Raw genomic sequence first — 21,625 nt, 5'->3', positions numbered from 1 at the left:
TCACCGCATTGAACCGCGGCCTAGGGTAGCACTTAGAGAAGTCCCGATCTGTATAAAAAATAATCTACAATTTTTTTCCTATTCTCTGCATCTATTCACAGCCCCTACCTCGTCTCAATGGGAAAGGTACAATACAGAGATATAAATATGTGGAAGCCACTTGCGATATCAGCCCTGATCAGCCTGGGTGGAGCCAGCCAAGTTATGGCACTTGAGTCCATTCATATCGATACTGACAACTGTGAGTCCACCCTGGATTACACCGTAAAAGTGGGGTCCGATTTTTTCGAAATACACGAGGATAGCGATAAGCAGCAATTGGTGTCTTTTCACTCACCTGCACAGCTAATAGTAAATGGAGACATGATCACCCTGGATGATCAACAACAAGAGCTGTTACAGGAATATCGTCAAAAACTGCATGCAGCCGGCCGTGATACCTTGCTAGTCACTTTAGAGGCCGTAGATATCGCTATGGATGGCTTATCTATTGCTATTAGCGCCCTGGCCGGGCCAGATCATCCAGAAAATCAGGAGCTTAAGCAGTTCTCTGCAGATTTAATCCAGCGCACCGAAGACCGTCTCAATCGCGAGGGAGAAATCTACTATCTCGGCGATACTGAGATTGGTAACTTTATCGACGAGACGATTTCCAAAGAATTTGAGCCCCGCATCGAACGCTTAGCCAAGGATGCCGCAGGAACTATTGCCTGGCACGCACTCAAGGCAGCCTTCACTGGCGGTCAGAGTATTGAGGAGCGTGTTACCGAGGAAGCGGAAGAACTACTGGAACAACGCGCTGAGCAAATTGAACACACTGCGGAGCAGCTATGTGCTTCCCTGCAATCCATCGACCGACTGGAATCAAAAATTCACCTGACAGTGCCCGCATTGGGTGATTACGACTTGGTTAAAATAAAATAATTCTACCTCTTTTATCCCCCCAAACCTGGCCGCTATGCGGCCTTTTTTTATCTTTTACAAATCCCATCGATTGGTTTTAGAAAGGAAAACTAATCCTCACTTAATGATAAAGCACTTAAAAATAATCTGCAGGTAAATCTATCTTGAACATTCTTTAAAATCAAAAATATTTTCTTACGCAACAATCAGATAATACCCTGCAACAAAGTAACTTTTACCCTGTAAAACTTTTAATAAAGTCTTTATTCAGTATTGAACTATTAAAATATAAAAATAATATTCGTCCAGTATAATTTACAAGCAACCATGCATTGAGAGCTTGAAATCCACCATATCCTGGCTCCTTCCCCGCTCTCAAAGCATATTTTTTATTCTTTACCAATTTGAATTAGTACGTACATCTAAATAAACGGGCAAGCCTTCTTGACCAGCATGGTCTACCGCTATAATTTTATATCGATAATTAACACCCTGCTCCACATCAGAATCCCTATAGAATAATTGACGAGTTTTATCTATTAGTTCCTCACCACGAAAGATCTTATAGTGAAGTACGCCGCCATTTTTGATGGTTTCATTCCAGGATAATTTTACCTGCCTATCAGAAACTATATATTTAAACCCTGTAACTTGAGCGGGCGGTGGATGGTTACCAAAAGTACAGGGTACTATATCCCTACCTAAGCCATCGGTACATTGATCAACATACTTATCTTTCTTTTTCGAGGCATTCCAGTTTGTGGATTTTCCACCGGTACACATATTGTCAACACAGAAAGGGATATCATAATTAATACAGGTTCTACAAGTATCAAAACCATAGTTATCAGTGAAAGGTATCTCAGCCTGATTCAACGCAGGGAAATAATTACAGACTAAAACATGTGCGCCGTCATTATACGCAGGGTTATTGGAGCCTATAACACTATCGCACTCTGCCACAGCACAGCCTACATAGCGAGTTTCCCCATGACATACTTGGGCCCAATGCCCGCAGGTGTCATCGTGACATCGCATCGCATCCCAGTCATAAGCGTGGCTTTCAGCATACCAGGATTTAACTGATCCGCCCCAATGGTCAGCATCATATTGCGACGCTGGTGGATTAGATATGTAAATTGAAACATTTTCTCCAATTGCAATATTACCAACAGGAAGAACGAAAGAAACTTCGTCTTTAACTTTCTCAAAAGCCTCTCGAATACCAGCAGCTCCATTTAAGTGACCAAAGTAACAAGCTGATGCTCTTTCTTTCGCCACTTTAGCCAAGGCATTATCCCAGAAAAGAGTCTGCATATTACCGGCGCTTTTGGGGGCATTATCCCCCTCACCGGCCTCACCTTTAGCACATCTCTCACGATATTCATTGTGGGTATCCAGCATTACACGTTTCTGCTCCACTGAGAACTCAAAGGATCCATTGCCACTAGGGTCAACTGTAACAACAGAAAAAACAACGGATTGTTCCGCACCATCAGTTAATGTGAAAGTGATGGTATCAGTGTCCGCATCCCCAGCATTAAGACTGTGTGCTTTGTCATTAAGGATATATTCCCAATTACCAACATTGGTAATCCTAAAATCACCATAATTCCCAGCAATAATACTCTCATTAAACCCTGGGGTATTGCCGTCAACATCTATGATTGTCAAAGTACCCTTGGCATCTTCGCCGCTCCCCACGAGCAAAGTAGCTAGAGGGGTTTCAGGGCTAAAAGTGTAAGCATCATCCGCACCTGTCACCTGGATAGTAATTAATGTGATGTCATCACCTGTTCCGACACCAATCATAAATTCATCAATTACCAATTCATCAGCGCTCAAGGGGTCAGCCAGGCCCGCATCCAGGGTATAGCTCCAGGTACCATCAAGAGAAACATCAAGCAGACCGTACTTTCCCCATTCAGTAAGCTTTTCAAAAGTTTGCTCGGCATCAACACTGTCAATCAACTTACCAGAGGTAGAGGTCTCATTATCCTCGCTAACGCTACCTTCACCACCACTAATGGTATCGGGATCGGGATCGGGATCGGGATCGGGATCAGGATCAGGATCAGGATCAGGATCAGGATCAGGATCAGGATCAGGATCAGGATCAGGATCAGGATCAGGATCAGGATCAGGATCAGGATCAGGGGTGCCACCGCCATTATTATCAATAGCCCCAGGATTATTATCTTTCTCGCTATCAGAACCACCTCCGCCGCCCCCGCAGGCAGTCAACAGAACGGATAAACAGATAGCCGTTATTAGCTTGAAGGAATCATTCATTTTAGCCCCAAGTAACAAGTTGTAATTTTTAATAAATTGGGGCGAATTATAGAGGGGCATTTTCGTCATTCTGTGAAGCATGACATATATTTTGTAGCAGCCTAACAAGCAATTATCTGATCACGCTGAGAGCTGCATAATTAACGAAAATATTATTTTTTATTCATTTACCTTTATAAAGACTTGACTTCAATTAAAAAAGGAAACTTCTCACCTTAATATTAACCGCAAGCACTGAAGGAAATTTATATTCGAAGGATCAGGCATTCACCGAACTTTTTAGTTGGCTTTAACTTATAAAAATACCTACGATTTTTTGATAAATTTAATTGCATCATCGGCACTGACTTTTGCATTTTCAACATGAACCATATGTCCAATATTTTCATAAGTTATCAATTGACTGCCAGATATTTTACCTGAAAAGTAGCGACCCACCTCCAAGGGAATAATGTGGTCATCCGCACCCCAAATAAACAGAGTGGGAGTCTTGATATTTTCAAGACCGTTAAGTGGTTGAAAATTTACAGTGGCATTAGCCACCAAATTAAGAACTGTTCCCCGGTTTTTTTTATAACGGGAGAGGAGGTAGATACGTTCCACCATTTTTTCAGGCAGCGCTGCTGGGTTGTAGAAAAACCGTGCTTTTAACATTCTTCTAAGCAACCCACGGCTACCCAGATGAGAGACAAGGCGTCGCCCCCAGTGACTAAGTACAAATCGTGCCATAGCTGGAGGCATTTCCAACCCCTTGCCACATTGGTAACCACCCGGTGCAATCAAGATGGCGGCCTCTGCAGCATCGGGATGTTCAATCAGGTATCGCAATACTGCGTTGCCTCCAAAGGAATGGCCAACCAACACAAACTTTTCTAAGCCCATTGCCTCAATGAAGCGCCCAATAAAATCCGCCAGGTGTTTGGGGGTATAAGTGCCCCCCGGCAAGGGATCTGTGAGCCCATGGCCAGGGAGATCCACCAATATCAGGTGGTAATCCCTAGCCAAAACTTTTGCCCACTCTCCCCAACCCCCTAAGGAATCACCACCACCGTGAAAGCACAACAGCAACGGACGCCCCTCCCTGCCAACTTCCCGATAATTCACCGAGAAACCATCGGCAAAAGCCAACTGGTTGTAGGAAAAATTGGACAATTCATTACGGTTCAGATTTGGGCTAAAAAAAGCGATCCCCAGTAACCAGACAAAAATCAGTAAAAGTATTAAAACAATCCAGAATGTCATACTCACGACAGGGTCTCCCTGGCCCGTGCTGCTTGTCTATAAAATCGGTGTGATCTGATAAAGCATCAATTCATCGAAGTGAAAGTCAGCCCTTTAAGACTGGTCGAAGCAACAGCCACATAAAAGTGCATCAATAAAATCATAAATAGGACGCCGGCCAGGGTAAGCCAAAACCGGTTATAGCCCAGACGACGCATAGACAGAAACCAGGCGCCAAGATTTAATAACTGCAATACTGCAGATAAGCCAGCCAGCAGTGCCGCTTCGGTATAGGCCAACCAATTGAGATTAAATGCAAGAGAGGGAGCCTGAATAATCACCGCTGCAGCCCCCAGCAAGGCTGCAGCCAAGCCAACATTGCGCACCGAATCGAAGGTGATTTCCAGTGCTCTTGGGTAATCGCTCATCTGCTCCATGCGCCAATGTTCTCAGTTCAGCCCACTTTAAAATTCATGGGCCAACCAGAAGGATAGACTGCATTCAGCAGTGGAGTTCTGAATCCTCTAGGGAAAACGAGCACAGCGCTTAGTCAGTATTGCCACCGCACAGAGTGGCAACGCCCAAAAGTTGATCTCCAAGCGGGAATTAGAATCACTTGGCCTCAAGCACCTGCTCCATTGCTCGGCGAATAGAATCCAGTGACAAAGCAATATCCTCTGCCGAAGTTGCCCAGGACGAGACACTGAGACGTAACGCCACTCTACCCTGCCACACAGTTGTACCAAACCAGCACACACCCTCCTCCTGCACTATACGCACAATCTGTTGCAAAGCGGATTCATCATTGATACTGGCCACTACCTGATTCAGCACGACCTCATTGAGAATTTCAAAGCCTAATTTGGCCAGTCCATCAGCAAACTGACGGGCAAATCCACAGCACCGCTCCACCAGAGCGGCCACCCCCTCGCTGCCCATCTCCTGAATTGCCGCCCAGACCTCAACACCTCGGGCACGGCGGGAAAATTCGGGAACCATATCCTTCGGTGGCACCTGAACCCCAGCCTGTAAATATGGCGCCTGAGTAGTCATAACACGATGTACCATCTGGGCTTCACTACAGATAGCAACACCACAGTCGTAGGGTGTATTTAGCCATTTGTGCCCATCCACCGCCCAGGAGTCCGCTAACGCCACTCCCGCAGTCAGGTGCCGCTGCTTGGGTGATGCCGCCGCCCACAAGCCAAAGGCGCCATCTACATGTACCCAAGCCCCAGCCGCCCTGGCCATCGGGATAATTTCTTTAAAGGGGTCGAAATGACCAGAGTTCACGTTACCTGCCTGCAAGCACACGATGGTGGTTTCATCCAGCTCGGGAAAAGTGTCCACCCGCACACGGCCCTGATTGTCACAAGGAGCCTCCACCAATTGATTCTTGCCAATACCGAGAATCGAAAGGGCTTTATGCACTGTGACATGTGATTCTGCAGAGACGACAATCCTCAGCGGTGGGGCTCCGGCGAGCCCCGTTCTCGCCAAATCAATATCCATTCTCTCATATTGACGGTTGCGCGCTGCAGCCAAACACACCATGTTTGCCATAGAGGAACCAGTGGTAAATCCAACACTACTTTCTTCTGGCAACGCTAATAATTGCAGCAGCCACTGGGCGGCTATTCGCTCCAAGTAAATGGCCGATGGTGCCGATGATTCGAGTACCGCTACCTGATCCCAGGCCGCATTCAAAATAGAGGCCCCCATTGCCGCTGGTGTGGAACCTCCAACCACCAAACCAAAAAAGCGACCCCCGGTACTCGCCACAGTGGCGGGGGAGGCGTAATGATGGAGATCTGCAATCACTTGCTGAGCATCCTGTCCCTTGTTAGGCAGGGAGGAGTTTAATCTTTCCAACTCAGCCAACTCCAAAGATGATGGGCTGACTCTTTGTTCTCGAATACCAGAAATATACTCCTCAGCACACCGCGCTGCCTCAGATAGAGCTTTCAACGATTCTAAATTACTGGTGACTTTATTGTTTCCCATCTATCCACCTCATACTTCCTTTTATCAAATTTCTTCAACATTCTTAGGCGACAATGGAAATTTCGCAACAAAAATTAAAAATATCGATCAGATATAAACCGTTGAAAGAACCTCAACGCATATCTAATCAAAGTAGACGCTCTATAAATAATTTCTCGAAATAAAATCCCAGGTTTGCTCACAAAGTAACTGATGCCCAGCCGGGTTAGCATGGAGACCATCCTCAGAAAGCAGTGGAATAATCTCAAGTGCGCACCATAAACTTTCAAAATCCAGCACAGGGACCTCCTCATTAAAGGCAACTTCTCTAACCACCTGACTATAAAGCTGTGCATCTTTACGAAAGAAATAACTATCACTGTTACGGTAAGGCGTTGTTCTCTGCTCATCGAAAGGAATACCTGTCATTACAAAGCTGGGGGCAATCGAATTAGATGCTTGCAGTAGCTCTAACATCGCTTGACGAAAAAAATCTAGAGTTACCGTATTCTGTGCTTCTGCTCCACCAATGCGACAAATATCATTAAAACCGGGGTAAAGCCCTATTAAATGTGGCCTTCTCACAGAAAGTTCCAATGATACCCGCTGAGTAAGCGATACAACATTTTCACCAAATATTCCCAGGGCGTAGACTAGGTTTTTGGGATTCAAAGGTTCGAAGCGGAAACGAATCCTTTGCACGAAACCGCCCAACTCGGTATCACCTCGACCATAGATAGAACTGGAACCAATAAAAGCGATTTTTTTGGGTACTCTTCTATTCATAGGAATAACCTATAAGGTAAATAAACTTATATATTCGCTAGAGGTCATCACCAATAAAAAAATAGAGCTCCGACAATATATGAAACAAGGTCTTAAAGAGCCGCCATTCAAAATAGCATTAAATTTATCATTTAACAGGCGGTTAATATACCCACTTACCGCCTGCACCAAGATTCAACAATCAAATGATATTCGATAGTTATGCAAGAATTTCTTAAGCCCAAGGCTCGAGAAATCGATCACACGAGAATCCACCCTCCTTCGTGCCCATTTTTTTCGAAATGCATCCTCTAATATCCATTGACCCAGGGTGCCAGCCAGATGATTGCGTCTCTCACTCCAGTCTAGACAAGACTTGCATAATGGACGCCGAGTATTTTTCAATCCACCAATATCAACACCTAGATTACGGAAAAATTTCTTGCCGCTTTCAGTCAATTTCGTACTCTGAAACTCTTCGATGATGACACTTTCTGCCATTAGAGAGTCGTATAGGGCTACGCCGAGACTTCCTGCCAGGTGATCGTAACAAATTCGAGCTTTCCTAACATCGGGGTCTTTAGGACCAGTATCAATACTTCCTTGCACCGGAGCACTACCGATATTAAGTAGTTTCTCTAGTAACTCTGCTACCTCATAATCGCGCAATTGAAAATACTTATGACGCCCTTGTTTACGCACCACCAGTAAACCCCCTTCGGTGAGTTTGGATAAATGCGTACTCGCTGTCTGAGCACTGATATCAGCTTCACAGGCCAACTCAGTTGCCGTCAGGGCTTTGCCACCCATCAGTGCCATTAGCATTTTCGAGCGAGTCTTATCACCAATCAAACCCGCCACCAGAGATATATCAGGCTCCATAGACACACCAGATAGTTCGTTGTAGATCGAAGCATAAAAAAATTAGTGTCATAGAATGCAATGAATTCCAAACAGAGGCAAAACCTATGACGATCACCTGTTTTATCGAGTATCGTATTAATCCCTATCAGCTCGATGAATTTAGACAGTATGCGGAGAACTGGGGCAAAATTATCCCTGAATGTGGAGGAGAGCTAATAGGCTATTTTCTACCCTATGAAGGCACCAATAACCGTGCATTTGGCCTGATTAGTTTCGATAGTCTGGCGAGCTATGAGAAATATAGAATACGACTGAAATCATCGGAAGGTGGCCATGACAATTTTCTATTTGCTCAAAATCAACAATTTATCCTGGAGGAAAAGCGCTCATTCCTTACAGCAGTTCCATCTACTTATATACGCTTGAGGGGAGGATAAACTGGTGATCGCGGTAATTTTTGAAGTTAAACCTAAAAATGACAGCAAAGAAGTCTACTTTTCCAAGGCCCGGGAACTGAGAAAGTATCTCAAAAATATAAATGGATTTATCTCGGTGGAGAGATTCCAGAGCCTCAACAACCCAGACAACTTTCTCTCACTTTCTTTTTGGCGGGACGAGCAAGCCGTACAATCCTGGAAGCGCCAGAACCAACATCGGGAAGCTCAGAAATTGGGTAGAGTCAGTTTCTTTGATCACTACCGGATACGGATTGCCACAGTAATAAAGGATTACGATATTCATCGAGCCGATGATCAGTAATTGGCTCTTTTCTTCCAAATTCAACCACTATCCTCAATGGGGGAGCATACTCTCCCATTGAGGGGGTTTTAAAATATCAAATGCGCACAGTCCAGAAGAGACGAATAACATTCGCAGAGAAACTATAGGCAGGTTCACTTCCCGGAGTAATAGCCGTACTATCACCATGCACCGTAACATCGAGGAAATCCTCGTAGTCAAACAGGATATGATCCCAATATAGGTTTATAGTATTCCTGCGATTAAGCAGGGACCAGCGTTGTGGCAATTCATAAGATACACCTATACCAAGTGCTAGCGTGGTATAGTTACTCAACTCTTTGTCACGTGCTCGAAAACTGGTAGCTTTCGAATAGGGAAACAAGTCGCTATAAAAATCGGCACTGGTTTGCTGGTAATAGCGTATCTTACCTTCAAAGATCCATTCATCCTGCTCTTCTAGCGGGTGAGTGTAACGAAACTCGATATTATCCGCCGTTATTCCCCAGCTATCCGCATAGCGGCGATACTCACCTTTTATTGATGCACGGTAAGGCAATCGATATTTTAATCTAATAGCTGCCGCATCACTATTTCTGGTCCTTGGATAGTCCTCAGGTTGATAACTAAATCCCTGCGGAACTGTTGGATCAAGAAAACGTACAGTCCTATAAGGATTATTCAGATAACCTTCATCGGTAACTGTCTCTATGCTTAATTCAGCAATTAATTTTTGTGTAAGAATCTGATTCCAGCTCACCCCATAGCGACGATGTTGGGCTTCATCAGAAAAATACTCATCATCATTGCGAAAAACTTCATCACTACCATAGCTGACACGCAGATCAATAGTACTTAGGTCGCCAAAGAATCCTTGACTAATGCCAAAGCCAACTGTTTGGGCCTCATAATCACTCTCCGAGCTATTGGTATAGCCTAAATTGATGGTGGTTTTATCCACCAAATAATCCACCCCGAGAGAGTACTGATCGCGCCGTTCAGTATATTCACTTGCAGTTGCCTCAACATCAATAGAGGCCCCGGAAATCATATCTACATAGTAATTTGCGGAAAAGGAAACATTGTTGCCGATATTCTTACGAATTAACACTGAAGGGCCATCAATGGTCACCCCTCCACCACTATAGGCATGGTACAGATTATCAGCTCGCTCCTCAGGTAACACGGCAGCAAAAGCGTAAGTAGGCAAAAATAACCCTACTATAAAGAAATAACGTAACAACTTAGTTACAACCACATCCGCCTCCACTACCACCTTCGGCTCCCCTGGCCGCTTCGCGGGCTTCATAAACATGGTTCATATAACTGGCGGCGACTGGATCTCTCTCAAAACCCATAATCGGGTCCGCCAGATATTGACGCTCATAAGGAGCCACCCAGGGCGTTACTGTGCAGCCACTGAATAGCGATACCGCCAACAGCGGCAACAAGTAGCGCAACATTCTATTACTCCCGGATTAATTCCTTAATGATTTTCTTATAAGCTGCCTCATCGCCATCGCGATAGCCTTTATGGATATGGCGAACATTGCCATCTCTGTCGATAAAAACAGTACTCGGCATAGCATCAATACCGTACATTTTGCTCACCTCACTGGTGCTATCGAATAAGATGGGGAAGTCCACCGGTATTTTTCCCAGTAATTTCTCTGCATCAGATCGATGTGCATCTACGTTTACGCCCCAAACCTGGAATCCAGCGGCGGAATAACGCTCGTGCAACTGATCTAGTAAAGGCATTTCCTGACGGCATGGCCCACACCAAGATGCCCAGAAATTCAGCATAATTACTTCACCGCGCTGCTCCGCCAGGCGCAGGTTGGTGCCTTGGTTAGAAGCCAGCGTAAAATCTCGGGAGGGTTCTGCGGCACTAATACCTATCGACGATATTAGTAATATAAAAGCAGCAACGAGTCGTAACATATTAAAAATCCTTATTAACTATTCTTTTAAAAAAACTAGAAAAATACAGTAAAACCTAATTGGGTAGACAAATTATGAGTGGATTGTGCCTCACCAAATAATTCATGTTCAAATACGTGATCACGTACATCGAAGCGTAATGCCAACCAATCATTAGCCAACAAGCGCACTCCAGCACCAAAGTTGTAGGTAAAATGCTCTTCATCTGCAAAAGAGGTATTGCCGGCACCGCTCACCAGATAAAAATCTGTATTGAATGCCCAATCATCTGAAATGAAGTACTCTCCTTGAAAAATATTCCAACCCAGAGAGAAATTGTAATAGCTAAGTTCCCTTTGCTCATCGGTCAACAGAGGAGCAGCACCACTTAAACGCTCAAAGCTGGATTCACCCAACTCAGTTTGCGCATAGGTGCCTTCCATAAAGATATCTTCAGTAATATGGTAGGAAACAGAGGTGCCATAGAGGGCATTAGATCCAAAGTCTTCTACATTGATCACTCCGGCAAAGATGCCCAATTCAATATTTTCACTGTCGATCAGTGCATCACGTACCTCTCGACGCTCCAAGTCTGAAACGACAATATCTGCAATAACGTCTTCACCTTGCTGGGCGACACAGGCCTGAGCACTGAACAGCGCGGATAGGGTTGCAGTGCCTACAGATATACGTCGAAACCAAGTTTCCACTCGACTATCTCCTGATTATTTTCCCGCGAGGTGAGCAGGTAGTGGTTTGTGTATTCCGCTTTTATGGCAAAGCGGCGCGATAGATACGTTTTTATGCCTATGCCTGCCAGCATTACTGTGTCCTGACGATCTTCCGTAGCAATAATGGTTGCGTTAGGTGATGTGATATTTAGACCAGCACCAAGTAGAAAATAGGGGGATAATCGCCAACGCGGGAACGGCTGATGCAGTATTGCCATTTGATAAACCTGGCTATCTGAAAATTCACCAACAGCCTGAGTAGCACGCAATTCGGTAGCTAAATTAGCGGTAAATTGGTAACCGATTCTTGTCGCCAAGGAATTAGCTCCGGCAAAATCGCCATAGGATAAGCCCAGATAAAAGAAACCCGCCTGCACATTTCTAAAATCGGGAAGGGAAACCCGCACCAGCTCACCCTCCTCACCATAAATGTCTTGCAAATCCGCAACTCGTACCCAGCCAGTCTTATTGTGCGCAGTCAATACCTTTACCCAATCAGTACGGCGTTTAAGCAGCCAAATTTTTTCACCATATTCAGCCACATGAAAAATCGGATAACCGCGGCCAGGGCCTCGATACATGTTAATAAATGCATTACCAACGGTAACTTGCTCTGCGTCATCCGGTATCTTGCTGACCAAATTAATCGCAGTGGGAATTACCGCTTTTGATTTTTCCTCTACCGAGAGGAATTCCTCAGAGATATCTCCCGAAGATTCACCGACTTTCAGACTCTCGATCGATTGTGTTTCGCCAACTTCCTCTGCAAATACAAAGGAAGAAAGGAAGTTGGCTCCTAACAGCAGGAAAATAAAAAGATATTTCTTTAAAATAGACATGGATCAGTCAGCCGGTGCCGCAAAAGGATCGTTATAGTACTGAGCACCGATATCCAGCCACTCTGCAATTAAACGTAGTTCAGCCGGATTTAAGAGTCCCGCATGCGCACCACCGGTCGAAAAGATAGGAAAAAAAGCACTTTCTGCAGCAGTTTCAGCCATGACAGAAGAAGTAGTTACAACGATCATCACCGGTATAGGATTTCCATTGGCATCGAGAATCAAGTTACCATCTTCATCAGTTTCAAATACCGGGTTGCCCTGGTTATCCGTCTCCTGCCTCAGCCGTGGAGTTAAAATTCCACCGACAAGATCCAATATCGGGCTATCAACTAGTAGTTCAGCATAGGAGGTAAACCAAGCATCGTTCACAGAAGACGCGCTTGCGGTCAGATCCAGCTGCGCGGCGGGAACTCGTGTAGCACCAGCGGCATCTACTGGTGAATGACAGGCAGTACAGGTATTATCACTAATTACCGTACCGGCATTATCCACAACTTGACGTGGCAGTTCCCAGATTGGCTGAATATGCTGCTCGTAATGAATAACACTGCGGCAACTGCTCCCCCAATTATCCAGGCAGGCTAATGGAGCGGGGATTTCAGTCAATAAATCAGCGTAAGCCAGAGAAATATCAGTGTCTTTAACGCGAACTGCTGGATCGGTCCAGACATCAGAAAAGTGTATATCCCCTTTTAATCCAGCTTCTCCAACAATCCGAGCCAATAACTGCGCCATGGTTTCACCCATTTCCGCCAGTAATGCAGGCTCGGTATTTACAAATGGCGCCGCTGAAGTAGGAGACCCACTCCAGGCAGATTCCAGCTCCATATCAACGCGACCATGAGCCACTTCACTCTCACTGGTATGGCAGCCCACACAGCTGCGTACCTCACCGGGTCGTAACTGTAACCAGTTATTGTGTTGTTCAAAAATTCTCTTACCCTCGGCATCTATCACTGATATTGCAAAGGGAGTATCGGCAGGTATTTTGACCCGTACCGAACCATCCGGTTGAATAGGCGTATAGCCCAGGATTTCACGCATACCCTGACTGCGATTGCGACCAAAAGCCGAACCGTCAAAGTCCAGGGTGTCGTCATCTGGGATCGCTACAGCTTTTACAATACGGAGAAAACGTGCGGGACGCTCATCGGCAGTAGTCATAGCAGGATCAGCGAGAGTTTCTATTCCCGCTATATCCTCACCATCAAAATCGTAGACGCTACGAATATCCAAAATGCCCACAGATTCCTGCACTAGATCGCCATCTACGTCTATTCCAGGAATTGGGTCGGGAATATAAGCCGGCTCCGCGCGGGGCTCCAGTGTCACCCCCTCGGAAATCATTTCACCCTCTTCCGCGACGATAATGGGTAGTTGAGTACCTGCCACGTAGTCATAAATCCACAGGCCGTAAAGAGGATCAGCTAATACCGGTTCCTCTTCTTCCCCTAAATTTTCTGGGCAGGGACGTAGCAGTTCCGTCTCTTCCTCCACAATGCGGCATTCACTCCAAGATACCAACAACCTGCTGGTACCATCGTAGAAAGGCCAAGCTGTGGAGAATGTGCCATGGGGAGAGAGGGTTCCATCAGTTGTGACCTCAGCAAAGGCGATAGAGGCCTGACCAACCAGATCCCCCTCACCGCCGGCTTCACTATAGGCTTCGCTGTAATTGATTCCATCAATGGCCACCAGATCGCCGCCATAACTTATTCCCGAAGGCGAACGTAGGTTGACCAGTAAACGGCCATCAGGCATCTCACGCGGCCTGGAGAAAGTGGCAGTAGAATTTTCAGTGCCGGTCTCTTGACTGTGATAACCATAATGAAAAGACAAGTCACTACCATCCGGTTTAATGGTATATAGGCTTAAACGGTCTACACCGGCGGCATTATCCCAACGATTAAACAGAATACGTCCATTATTCAATACTGTGGGATTGAGATCGTGGCTCTGATTGAAGGAGATCTGACGAATGTCACTGCCATCCGCCTCCATCACATGTAAAACAAAAGCGGGCTCATCCTGATCATCTGTCAGAGCAGAAAACTGTGGCTTATTATCATCCAATAACAAAGCGCGGGCACGACGCTGGCGACTAGAGGAAAATACAATACGTCCATCTGGCAAAAATGCCGGGGCAACATCCTGCCCTTCCTCCGCAATCAGATCGGACTGTATGACTCTTTTCAGCTCTTTGGTTTCAAGATCATATAACCAAATATTCCAGGTAGGCTGTTCATCGTCATCAACATTTTCTAATTCTGGTGCGCGCATCGCAAATACCAAACGCTGTCCATCTGCGGAGGTATTGAGATCTTTAACATCGTAATCACCGGTAAAAATTTCTGCGGTAATTACTGTCTCTGCAGCACTTGCTGTAGCACGATCTTTCAGAATCAGTTCAGCACCGGGGAAAAAATCCTGGGGCTGGTATTGGTTATCTTGCTCTAGGGCTCCTTCATCATCCTTATTAAGCTGGCGACGCACGAAGGCAATAGGGTAATCCACCACTACAGGATCTTCCGCCTGCTCCCCACTACTAGAGGAACCGCCACCACCACTACAAGCAGCCACCAACAGTAGTAGTGGCACTGCACGCAAAGATTTCATTATTTTTTCTACCCAGCATAGGCACCAGCAACATGCCGGTAATATTTGCAGAAGGCCCTTCATTATTTCTGTGTGCGGTTTTTACCGCCGAGGGTAATTCTCGCAAGTTGCGCACAAAAAGTTTGCCAACTGGGACGCAAATATTAAAAGTCATTCTGACAGTCCTGAAATTCGCTTTTAGTATGCCTTGACATACCCCACTGACCCCATCGACAAAATAAACCAATGAAAAATAATTCGTCTCGAGCGCGTGTGATCCAGCTCACAGTGGTAGGCGCAATAATCGGGGCCGGCCTTTGGAGTGCCCCAGCCCTTGCGGCCCCTCAGGATCAGGCTCTGCAAATTCACAGCCGTATCACCGGCACAATTCCCTCTGAAAGTGTATTGCTGGATATGGCCGAGGACATCGCCAATGGCGATCCTGCCAGTGCTGCCTATACGGCAATGCAACACGATGACTTTTACAATGTGACCCTGAAAAACCTGGCCACACCTTGGACTAACGAGGAACAGGATGTGTTTGCGCCGTTAAATGATTACAGCGCAACCGTTATTGGTATGGTCCGGGACGATATGGATTTTCGCCAATTACTGTCAGCAAATATTCTGTATACCGGAAATGTCTCCGGGCTGCCAAGTTACAGTACCAGCAACAATAATCACTACGAAGCTCTGGAAGCTGGTGGTTATTCCCTGAAAGAAAATCTCACCAGACAAAGTCAGTCTTCCCTTAATGGGCTTCCGGCCGATGCTACTGCCGGTGTGATTACCAGTCGTGCCGCAGCAAAGGCCTTTTTTAGTGCTGGCACCAACCGCGCCATGTTCCGTTTTACCATGCTCAACCATATGTGCCGGGATATGGAGCAGGTGCAAGACAGCACACGTTCACCGGATCGAATTCGCCAGGATGTCAGTCGCAGTCCAGGGGGGGATAGCCGGGTATTTCAAAACAACTGCGTCAGCTGTCACAGCGGTATGGACCCTATGGCCCAAGCCTTCGCCTATTACGATTATGTCTACGATGCAGACAATGACCCAGAGGGCAACAACGGGGCACTCGACTATAACGGTGCAGGAGATACAGATCCGGAAACCGGCAGTCGCGTGAAAGCTAAAAACCACATTAATGCGGCAAACTTTCCCCACGGATACCAGCTTCCCGACGATCGCTGGGACAACTATTGGCGTGAGGGCCCCAACCTGCATCTTGGATGGAATAGTGCCCTATCCGGTAGCGGTAATGGGGCAAAGTCTCTCGGTGAGGAGTTGGCCAACAGTCGTGCTTTCGCCAGCTGCCAAGTCACTAAAGTATTTCGCCAGGTGTGTTTGCGTGATCCTGAAGATGCCAATGATCGTGCACGTATAGAAGCCATCACTAACAACTTCAGCAGCTCCGGTTACAAACTGAAGCAGGTATACGCCGATACTGCGGTTTATTGCGCGGGAGATTAATAACAATGAAAATTTTTAAGAACCTGCAAATATCTACCCTTTTATGTACAGCAGCATTCCTTGCCGCCTGTAGTGGCGGCAGTGGCAAAGATACAGAAGAGCAGCCAAATACGAACCAATCCAATAACGGCACCAGCTATTCAGGCCCAGCACCGGAAACTGAAGATGTCAAACAGTACAAGCGCTATATCTGGGATAACCTGGCCGAACAGAATCGCTGTGGTAGTTGCCACGTAGAGGGCGCGCAGAGCCCCCATTTCGTACGCGGTGACGATATTAATGCAGCTTACGATGAAGGTCGTGAACTGGTAAACCTAAGCCTCCCGGAAGAGTCACGCCTGGTAACCAAGGTGGGCGGCGGGCACAACTGTTGGCTCTCCAGCGACGATGCCTGCGCTGAAATTATTACCAATTATATTGAAGAATGGGCTCGAGCCAGCGGCGGTCTCAGTAATACAGTCACACTAACTGCCCCAATTGAACGCGATGTGGGCGCGAGCAAGAGCTTCCCTGTCTCCAGTAGTAACTTCGGCACTACCGTTTACCCAGTATTGCGTAACTACTGTGCCAGTTGCCACAGCGAAGATGCCGCGCTCACACAAAAACCCTACTTTGCTAGCTCTGATGTGGATCTCGCCTACGAGGCGGCGAAAAGCAAAATGAACCTGGATACCCCTGCGGATTCACGCTTCTCTGTACGCCTGGGTAGTGAATTTCACAATTGCTGGGATAACTGCTCCAGCAACGCAGCGGAAATGACGGCGGCTATCCAAGCCTTTGCCGACAGCATTGCCCCTACTGAAGTCAATCCGAATTGGATCCTTAGTAAGGCTCTGCTTCTCACCGATGGTATTGTCGCCAGCAGTGGTGGCCGTATAGAAAATAATGCAATCGCCCTATATGAATTTAAAACCGGTAGTGGCACTACGGCTTATGACACTTCCGGGGTAAATCCAGCTATTGATTTGGCGCTTTCAGGCGATGTGGAGTGGATTGAGTCCTGGGGTTTGCAGCTTAAAGGTGGTAAAGCCCAGGGCGCTACGGCAACCAGCCGTAAGTTATACGAAACTCTCACTGCCACCGGCGAATACTCTATTGAGGTTTGGGCTGCACCAGCCAATGTCACCCAGGAAGGTCCCGCACGTTTGGTTACCTATTCCGGCGGTGACGATATTCGCAACCTCACCCTAGGCCAGGCGCAGTACAGCTACATATTCCAGAACCGCAGTGACAGTACCGATGCGGATGGAATGCCAGCTCTGATGACTGATGATGCAGACCAGCTGGTACAGGCGAGTTTGCAGCACGTGGTCGCGACCTTTGACCCGATCAACGGCCGTAAACTCTTTGTAAACGGCGCAGATACTGGGGAAATGGACCCCAGCGAAGCGGGGCTTTTGAGCACATGGGACGACACCTTTGCCCTAGCGGTTGGTAGTGAAGTAAGTAACGGAAATAGCTGGCAGGGTTCTATCCGCATGCTGGCGATTCACTCTCGCGCACTCTCTGCCGAGGATGTTGCCACCAACTATGAAGTAGGTGTCGGAGAAAAATACTTCCTGCTGTTTAAAGTTGAAGAACACACCGGCATTGCCGAAAGCTACGTAATGTTTACCGTTCAACAGTTCGACAACTATGCCTACCTGTTCAGTGAACCTACCTTTATCAGCCTGGATGAAAGTGTCGATCCGAAAGGTATCGCTATCGAAGGCATGCGTATCGGTATTAATGGTCGCGAAGCGGAAGTGGGCCAGTCTTGGGCTAAATTATCCGCCGAAATCGATGATAGTTATGTGCCCCTGCAAGGCCAGCAGCTGTCAAGGCTTGGCACTATCATTACCCTCGATAAAGGCCCCCTGGAAGATGAATTTTTCCTTACTTTCGAGCGTATCGGCAACGCTAGCTTTACTCGTGTAGAGCCCACACCTGCCGCACCACCGGAGCCAGCAGACCTGGAGGCCCAACCGCGTATTGGCCTGCGCCGCTTCGAGCAGATTAACGCCAGCCTCTCTCGCGCCACCGGCATTTCCAGCGCCCACCCGGATGTGATGGAAACCTGGGAAGCCGTGAAGCGCCAGCTACCTGTCTCCAGTGATATCAGCGGATTCCTGGCTGCACAACAAATGGGTATCACCCAACTTGCCGTGAAATACTGCAGCACCCTGGTGGATTCCAATGCGCGCGGAAGTTATTTCCCAGGTTTTGATTTTAATGCTCCTGCCAATACAGCTTTTGACAGCGCTAGTAAACGAGCACTGGTGATTGATCCATTAATGGAAAGCCTATTGGGCCACGAAATGAACTGGCATGACGGCAGCCACTCGCAGCTGTCTAGTGCACCAGACCTGGGCACCGTAGAAGCAGAATTAAACAGCCTGATCAACACCATGACTGCCTGTGGCAATGGTTGTGAAGCAGATCGCACCGAGACCACGGTCAAAGCCGTATGCGCCGCCGCCATGGGCAGCGCTATGATCCTGATTCACTGAATAAAAAAACGGGCTGCCGCCCAGGTACGATTTTAAACACCGTACCTGGGAAGATTAATCACAGCCTAGACCAGATTGTCGAAAGAAAATTTTCAACAATCTGCTAAAAATTTAAAAAATAATTTACCGGCACATCGGATAAAAAATCCGCAAAAAACTATGAGCAAGAAAAAACATTTTGAGCTGGACCAGCCCCTACGCCACCCGGATCACCACCGCCCGGTAACCCGTCGTGATTTTCTCGCCCAGGGCTTCCGCGCGGGCATGGCGACAGTATTAGGTGGCTCTGTATTCAGTATGTTTGCCAACCCACATAATGCCCACGCAGCTCTGTCTGCCGACCTGGAAGACCTGCGCAAGAGTAACGGCGGCCCCTGTGATGTTAGCGCTTTTGGCGCCGGTAAAATTCCATTTATCTGTTTCGACCTCGCCGGTGGAGCCAATATCGCTGGCTCCAATGTATTGGTAGGCAAACAGGGTGGTCAGATGGATTTTCTCGGTACGGCCGGCTACAACAAACAGGGGCTGCCGGGCGATATGATCCCCTCAGCCGGAGAAGGATTTGTTAACACCGACCTGGGCCTTGCTTTCCATAGCGACAGCGGCATGTTGCGCGGTATCTTGGAAAAAGTGAGCTCCGGCACTGCTACCGCTACCAACGGTGCGGTGATCCCGGCACGCTCGGAAAACGATACCGGCAACAATCCTCACAACCCCATGTACGGAATCAACAAGGCCGGGGCCAATGGTTCCCTACTGGCCCTGATCGGCTCTCGCTCCAGTGATTCCGGTGGTAACTCCATGGCTCCGTCGGCAATGATCAACCCTGAAGTTCGCCCAACCAAAGTGGACAGGCCTTCTGATGTTACCGGCCTCGTAGATGTGGGCGACCTGGTGGGCCTGCTCAGCCAGGAAGACACGGTTGCAGTGATGGAATCCATGTACCGTATTTCTGATGCCAAGCTCGGCAAGGTAAACACTCGCGTGGGAGCCGATGCGATTATCAAGGATATGGTGCGCTGCGGTTATATGAAGAGCGCCGACCTGGCGGACCGCTTCGGTAATCCCGCCGATCTAAACCCCGAAGCCGACCCGGATATTGTCGGTCCCTCCGGTATTTTTACCAGTGCTGAACTGAGTGGGGATGGAGAATTCCGCAAAACCGCTTCAACGATGAAACTAGTGGTGAATGGCTATGCCGGTGCCGGCACTATCACCATGGGCGGCTACGACTACCATACTGGCGACCGCGCCACCGGCGAGATGCGCGACCTGCGTGCTGGTCGCTGTATTGGCGCCTGCCTGGAGTATGCTGCACGTCGTAACCAGCCACTGATGATTTATGTCTTCAGCGATGGTTCGGTTTTCTCCAACGGAATGATCGACGACTCTGTCGAAGGTCGTGGCAAGGGTGTGTGGACCGGAGACAATCAGCAAACCGCTGCTTCTTTCTTCCTGGTATACAACCCTGCCGGGCGTCCGCAATTACTCGGTGGCAGCGCCGACGAGCAGGCAAGGCATCAGCAGCTGGGTTATATGCGTTCCTCCGGGGACGTGGAAACGTCTTCAAGTCCCGCCGCCAACAACGTTAATCTACTGGTAGAAACGGTAGTCATGAATTACCTGGCTTTGCATGGTGAACAAGATAACTTTGAAAAAATCTTTCCCAACCACGGTCTCGGTAGCGTTACCCTCAGGGACAGCATGACCGCTTTTGCCCCTATAAGATAATGTGATACCGAGATGTTGCGTTTTATTCGATCTCTCCTGTTAGGTGGTGCCGCCCTCTGTGCGGCACCAGTATTGGCCGAGTGGCACTACGCCGAGCGTGCAATCATGGGCACTGAAGTCCATCTTCAGCTCTGGCACGAGAATGCCAGTGAGGCTGAATACCTGATCGAAAAGGTAATGAAGGAATTCCATCGCTTAGATAACCAGTTGTCACCTTACAAACCAGAAAGCGAGCTATCCCTCGTTAATCGCGAAGCAGGCAAAACCGCAGTCAATATCTCCGATGAGCTGCTTTCTCTGGTGGATAAGTCCCTCTGGTTCAGCCACCTGACCGATGGAGCCTTTGATATCAGCTACGCTACTCTCGGCAAACACTATGATTTCCGCAACAGAAAACAGGCAGACTCCGCCCTTACTGACTCTCTAATTGAGGCGCTGAACTACCGTCACTTACATTTGAATAAAAAGTCCAAGACCCTGCGTTTTGGTCACAGCGAAACAAAAATTGACCTGGGTGGAATTGCCAAAGGGTATGCTGTGGATAAAGCCATTCAAATTCTCGAACAGGCTGAAGTCTGCTGTGCCAGTGTCAGCGCCGGTGGCGATGCACGTATGCTAGGCGATAAACGCGGTGAACCTTGGCTGGTAGGCATTCGTCACCCGCGAGAAAAAAGCAAAAGTGCCGCAGTAATCCCCCTGAGCGACATTGCCATTTCAACTTCCGGTGACTACGAGCGCTTTTTTATCGATGAACAGCAAGAGCGTATACATCATATTTTCAATCCAAATACCGGAAAGCCCGCAGACACAGCTGTTGGAGACAGCGATAAATTAATCAGTGTCAGTATTATCGGCCCAAGGGGTTTTGATACCGATCCACTTTCCACCAGTGTATTTGTGCTGGGTAAGAAAAAAGGATTGGCACTCATTGATCACCTGCCCCAATTTGAAGCAGTGGTTATCGACAGTAACAAACGTCTGTTCTTCAGTCAGGGACTGGCAAATCTACAATAATCGTTACAACGTCGTAAAAAATTTGCCAACGGGATCACACCAGATAGCTGCGCCCCTGACA

19 protein-coding genes are annotated in these 21,625 nt (G+C 47.5%); 7 read left to right on the top strand and 12 right to left on the bottom strand.

Annotation, left to right across the window (positions count from 1 at the left end):
• Positions 1–147 precede the first annotated feature (147 nt).
• Entirely contained in the window at positions 148–924 is a 777-nt protein-coding gene (locus ACJJH9_RS00695) for a DUF2884 family protein (RefSeq protein WP_444887439.1), read from the top strand.
• A 375-nt stretch (positions 925–1,299) separates the two neighbouring features.
• On the opposite strand, the gene ACJJH9_RS00690 is transcribed toward ACJJH9_RS00695, so the two are convergent.
• The 6 genes from ACJJH9_RS00690 to ACJJH9_RS00665 all read right to left on the bottom strand — a co-directional run bounded on the left by ACJJH9_RS00690 (position 1,300) and on the right by ACJJH9_RS00665 (position 8,046).
• Complete coding sequence (locus tag ACJJH9_RS00690; protein WP_444923967.1) at positions 1,300–3,195, bottom strand: VCBS domain-containing protein; 1,896 nt, start codon at positions 3,193–3,195, stop codon at positions 1,300–1,302.
• Between the two features lie 306 nt (positions 3,196–3,501).
• Positions 3,502–4,437 carry an alpha/beta fold hydrolase gene (locus tag ACJJH9_RS00685; RefSeq protein WP_444925196.1) on the bottom strand — a complete coding sequence of 312 codons (936 nt, stop codon included), beginning with the start codon at positions 4,435–4,437 and terminating at the stop codon, positions 3,502–3,504.
• A 65-nt stretch (positions 4,438–4,502) separates the two neighbouring features.
• Positions 4,503–4,844, bottom strand: coding sequence for a hypothetical protein (locus ACJJH9_RS00680; RefSeq protein ID WP_444923966.1), 342 nt, complete (start codon positions 4,842–4,844; stop codon positions 4,503–4,505).
• A gap of 184 nt (positions 4,845–5,028) precedes the next feature.
• Positions 5,029–6,420, bottom strand: coding sequence for a pyridoxal phosphate-dependent decarboxylase family protein (locus ACJJH9_RS00675; RefSeq protein ID WP_444923965.1), 1,392 nt, complete (start codon positions 6,418–6,420; stop codon positions 5,029–5,031).
• 141 nt (positions 6,421–6,561) lie between these two features.
• Complete coding sequence (locus ACJJH9_RS00670; RefSeq protein ID WP_444923964.1) at positions 6,562–7,185, bottom strand: GDSL-type esterase/lipase family protein; 624 nt, start codon at positions 7,183–7,185, stop codon at positions 6,562–6,564.
• Between the two features lie 174 nt (positions 7,186–7,359).
• Positions 7,360–8,046: an ArsR/SmtB family transcription factor gene (locus tag ACJJH9_RS00665; RefSeq protein WP_444923963.1), complete on the bottom strand. Its 687-nt coding sequence runs from the start codon at positions 8,044–8,046 to the stop codon at positions 7,360–7,362.
• A gap of 86 nt (positions 8,047–8,132) precedes the next feature.
• Between ACJJH9_RS00665 and ACJJH9_RS00660 the strand changes: the two genes are divergently transcribed.
• The gene (locus tag ACJJH9_RS00660) at positions 8,133–8,465 is read left to right on the top strand and encodes an NIPSNAP family protein (protein ID WP_444910719.1); all 333 of its coding nucleotides are present in this window, start codon (positions 8,133–8,135) and stop codon (positions 8,463–8,465) included.
• A gap of 4 nt (positions 8,466–8,469) precedes the next feature.
• Positions 8,470–8,787, top strand: a complete 318-nt coding sequence (locus tag ACJJH9_RS00655) for an antibiotic biosynthesis monooxygenase family protein (protein ID WP_444923962.1) — start codon at positions 8,470–8,472, stop codon at positions 8,785–8,787.
• A gap of 76 nt (positions 8,788–8,863) precedes the next feature.
• Here ACJJH9_RS00655 and ACJJH9_RS00650 read toward each other — a convergent pair whose 3' ends face one another.
• The 6 genes from ACJJH9_RS00650 to ACJJH9_RS00625 are packed head-to-tail and all read right to left on the bottom strand — an operon-like array spanning position 8,864 to position 14,878.
• On the bottom strand, positions 8,864–10,024 hold the full coding sequence (locus ACJJH9_RS00650) for a DUF3570 domain-containing protein (RefSeq protein WP_444923961.1): 1,161 nt from the start codon (positions 10,022–10,024) through the stop codon (positions 8,864–8,866).
• Positions 10,011–10,229 carry a DUF4266 domain-containing protein gene (locus tag ACJJH9_RS00645; RefSeq protein ID WP_020414172.1) on the bottom strand — a complete coding sequence of 73 codons (219 nt, stop codon included), beginning with the start codon at positions 10,227–10,229 and terminating at the stop codon, positions 10,011–10,013. The genes ACJJH9_RS00650 and ACJJH9_RS00645 overlap by 14 nt, the downstream gene beginning before the upstream one ends.
• Before the next feature lie 4 nt (positions 10,230–10,233).
• Positions 10,234–10,710, bottom strand: a complete 477-nt coding sequence (locus ACJJH9_RS00640; RefSeq protein WP_444923960.1) for a TlpA disulfide reductase family protein — start codon at positions 10,708–10,710, stop codon at positions 10,234–10,236.
• 35 nt (positions 10,711–10,745) lie between these two features.
• Positions 10,746–11,399 (bottom strand): outer membrane beta-barrel domain-containing protein, encoded by a 654-nt coding sequence (locus ACJJH9_RS00635; protein WP_252083674.1) that lies wholly within the window; start codon positions 11,397–11,399, stop codon positions 10,746–10,748.
• Positions 11,369–12,259, bottom strand: coding sequence for an SH3 domain-containing protein (locus ACJJH9_RS00630; RefSeq protein WP_444923959.1), 891 nt, complete (start codon positions 12,257–12,259; stop codon positions 11,369–11,371). Before ACJJH9_RS00630 ends, ACJJH9_RS00635 begins: the two co-directional genes overlap by 31 nt.
• Before the next feature lie 3 nt (positions 12,260–12,262).
• Positions 12,263–14,878, bottom strand: a complete 2,616-nt coding sequence (locus tag ACJJH9_RS00625; protein WP_444923958.1) for an HzsA-related protein — start codon at positions 14,876–14,878, stop codon at positions 12,263–12,265.
• A 225-nt stretch (positions 14,879–15,103) separates the two neighbouring features.
• Between ACJJH9_RS00625 and ACJJH9_RS00620 the strand changes: the two genes are divergently transcribed.
• The 4 genes from ACJJH9_RS00620 (at position 15,104) to ACJJH9_RS00605 (ending at position 21,564) form a co-directional block, all read left to right on the top strand.
• Complete coding sequence (locus tag ACJJH9_RS00620; protein WP_252083677.1) at positions 15,104–16,330, top strand: hypothetical protein; 1,227 nt, start codon at positions 15,104–15,106, stop codon at positions 16,328–16,330.
• A gap of 5 nt (positions 16,331–16,335) precedes the next feature.
• Positions 16,336–18,819, top strand: coding sequence for a LamG domain-containing protein (locus ACJJH9_RS00615; protein WP_444923957.1), 2,484 nt, complete (start codon positions 16,336–16,338; stop codon positions 18,817–18,819).
• 159 nt (positions 18,820–18,978) lie between these two features.
• On the top strand, positions 18,979–20,550 hold the full coding sequence (locus ACJJH9_RS00610) for a general secretion pathway protein GspF (RefSeq protein ID WP_252083679.1): 1,572 nt from the start codon (positions 18,979–18,981) through the stop codon (positions 20,548–20,550).
• A 12-nt stretch (positions 20,551–20,562) separates the two neighbouring features.
• Positions 20,563–21,564 carry an FAD:protein FMN transferase gene (locus ACJJH9_RS00605; RefSeq protein WP_444923956.1) on the top strand — a complete coding sequence of 334 codons (1,002 nt, stop codon included), beginning with the start codon at positions 20,563–20,565 and terminating at the stop codon, positions 21,562–21,564.
• Positions 21,565–21,625 lie beyond the last annotated feature (61 nt).

This window comes from Microbulbifer mixtoriginis (SeqCode) (assembly GCF_052466715.1).
This window is presented reverse-complemented; position numbering and strand designations above follow the sequence as displayed.

Bases quoted from the DNA above. Each gene is read 5' to 3' on its own strand.
- ACJJH9_RS00625 (WP_444923958.1), bottom strand. From the start codon at position 14,878: ATGAAATCTTTGCGTGCAGTGCCACTACTACTGTTGGTGGCTGCTTGT.
- ACJJH9_RS00680 (WP_444923966.1), bottom strand. From the start codon at position 4,844: ATGAGCGATTACCCAAGAGCACTGGAAATCACCTTCGATTCGGTGCGC.
- ACJJH9_RS00605 (WP_444923956.1), top strand. From the start codon at position 20,563: ATGTTGCGTTTTATTCGATCTCTCCTGTTAGGTGGTGCCGCCCTCTGT.
- ACJJH9_RS00640 (WP_444923960.1), bottom strand. From the start codon at position 10,710: ATGTTACGACTCGTTGCTGCTTTTATATTACTAATATCGTCGATAGGT.
- ACJJH9_RS00665 (WP_444923963.1), bottom strand. From the start codon at position 8,046: ATGGAGCCTGATATATCTCTGGTGGCGGGTTTGATTGGTGATAAGACT.
- ACJJH9_RS00675 (WP_444923965.1), bottom strand. From the start codon at position 6,420: ATGGGAAACAATAAAGTCACCAGTAATTTAGAATCGTTGAAAGCTCTA.
- ACJJH9_RS00620 (WP_252083677.1), top strand. From the start codon at position 15,104: ATGAAAAATAATTCGTCTCGAGCGCGTGTGATCCAGCTCACAGTGGTA.
- ACJJH9_RS00695 (WP_444887439.1), top strand. From the start codon at position 148: ATGTGGAAGCCACTTGCGATATCAGCCCTGATCAGCCTGGGTGGAGCC.
- ACJJH9_RS00645 (WP_020414172.1), bottom strand. From the start codon at position 10,229: ATGTTGCGCTACTTGTTGCCGCTGTTGGCGGTATCGCTATTCAGTGGC.
- ACJJH9_RS00685 (WP_444925196.1), bottom strand. From the start codon at position 4,437: ATGACATTCTGGATTGTTTTAATACTTTTACTGATTTTTGTCTGGTTA.
- ACJJH9_RS00615 (WP_444923957.1), top strand. From the start codon at position 16,336: ATGAAAATTTTTAAGAACCTGCAAATATCTACCCTTTTATGTACAGCA.
- ACJJH9_RS00630 (WP_444923959.1), bottom strand. From the start codon at position 12,259: ATGTCTATTTTAAAGAAATATCTTTTTATTTTCCTGCTGTTAGGAGCC.
- ACJJH9_RS00610 (WP_252083679.1), top strand. From the start codon at position 18,979: ATGAGCAAGAAAAAACATTTTGAGCTGGACCAGCCCCTACGCCACCCG.
- ACJJH9_RS00670 (WP_444923964.1), bottom strand. From the start codon at position 7,185: ATGAATAGAAGAGTACCCAAAAAAATCGCTTTTATTGGTTCCAGTTCT.
- ACJJH9_RS00690 (WP_444923967.1), bottom strand. From the start codon at position 3,195: ATGAATGATTCCTTCAAGCTAATAACGGCTATCTGTTTATCCGTTCTG.
- ACJJH9_RS00660 (WP_444910719.1), top strand. From the start codon at position 8,133: ATGACGATCACCTGTTTTATCGAGTATCGTATTAATCCCTATCAGCTC.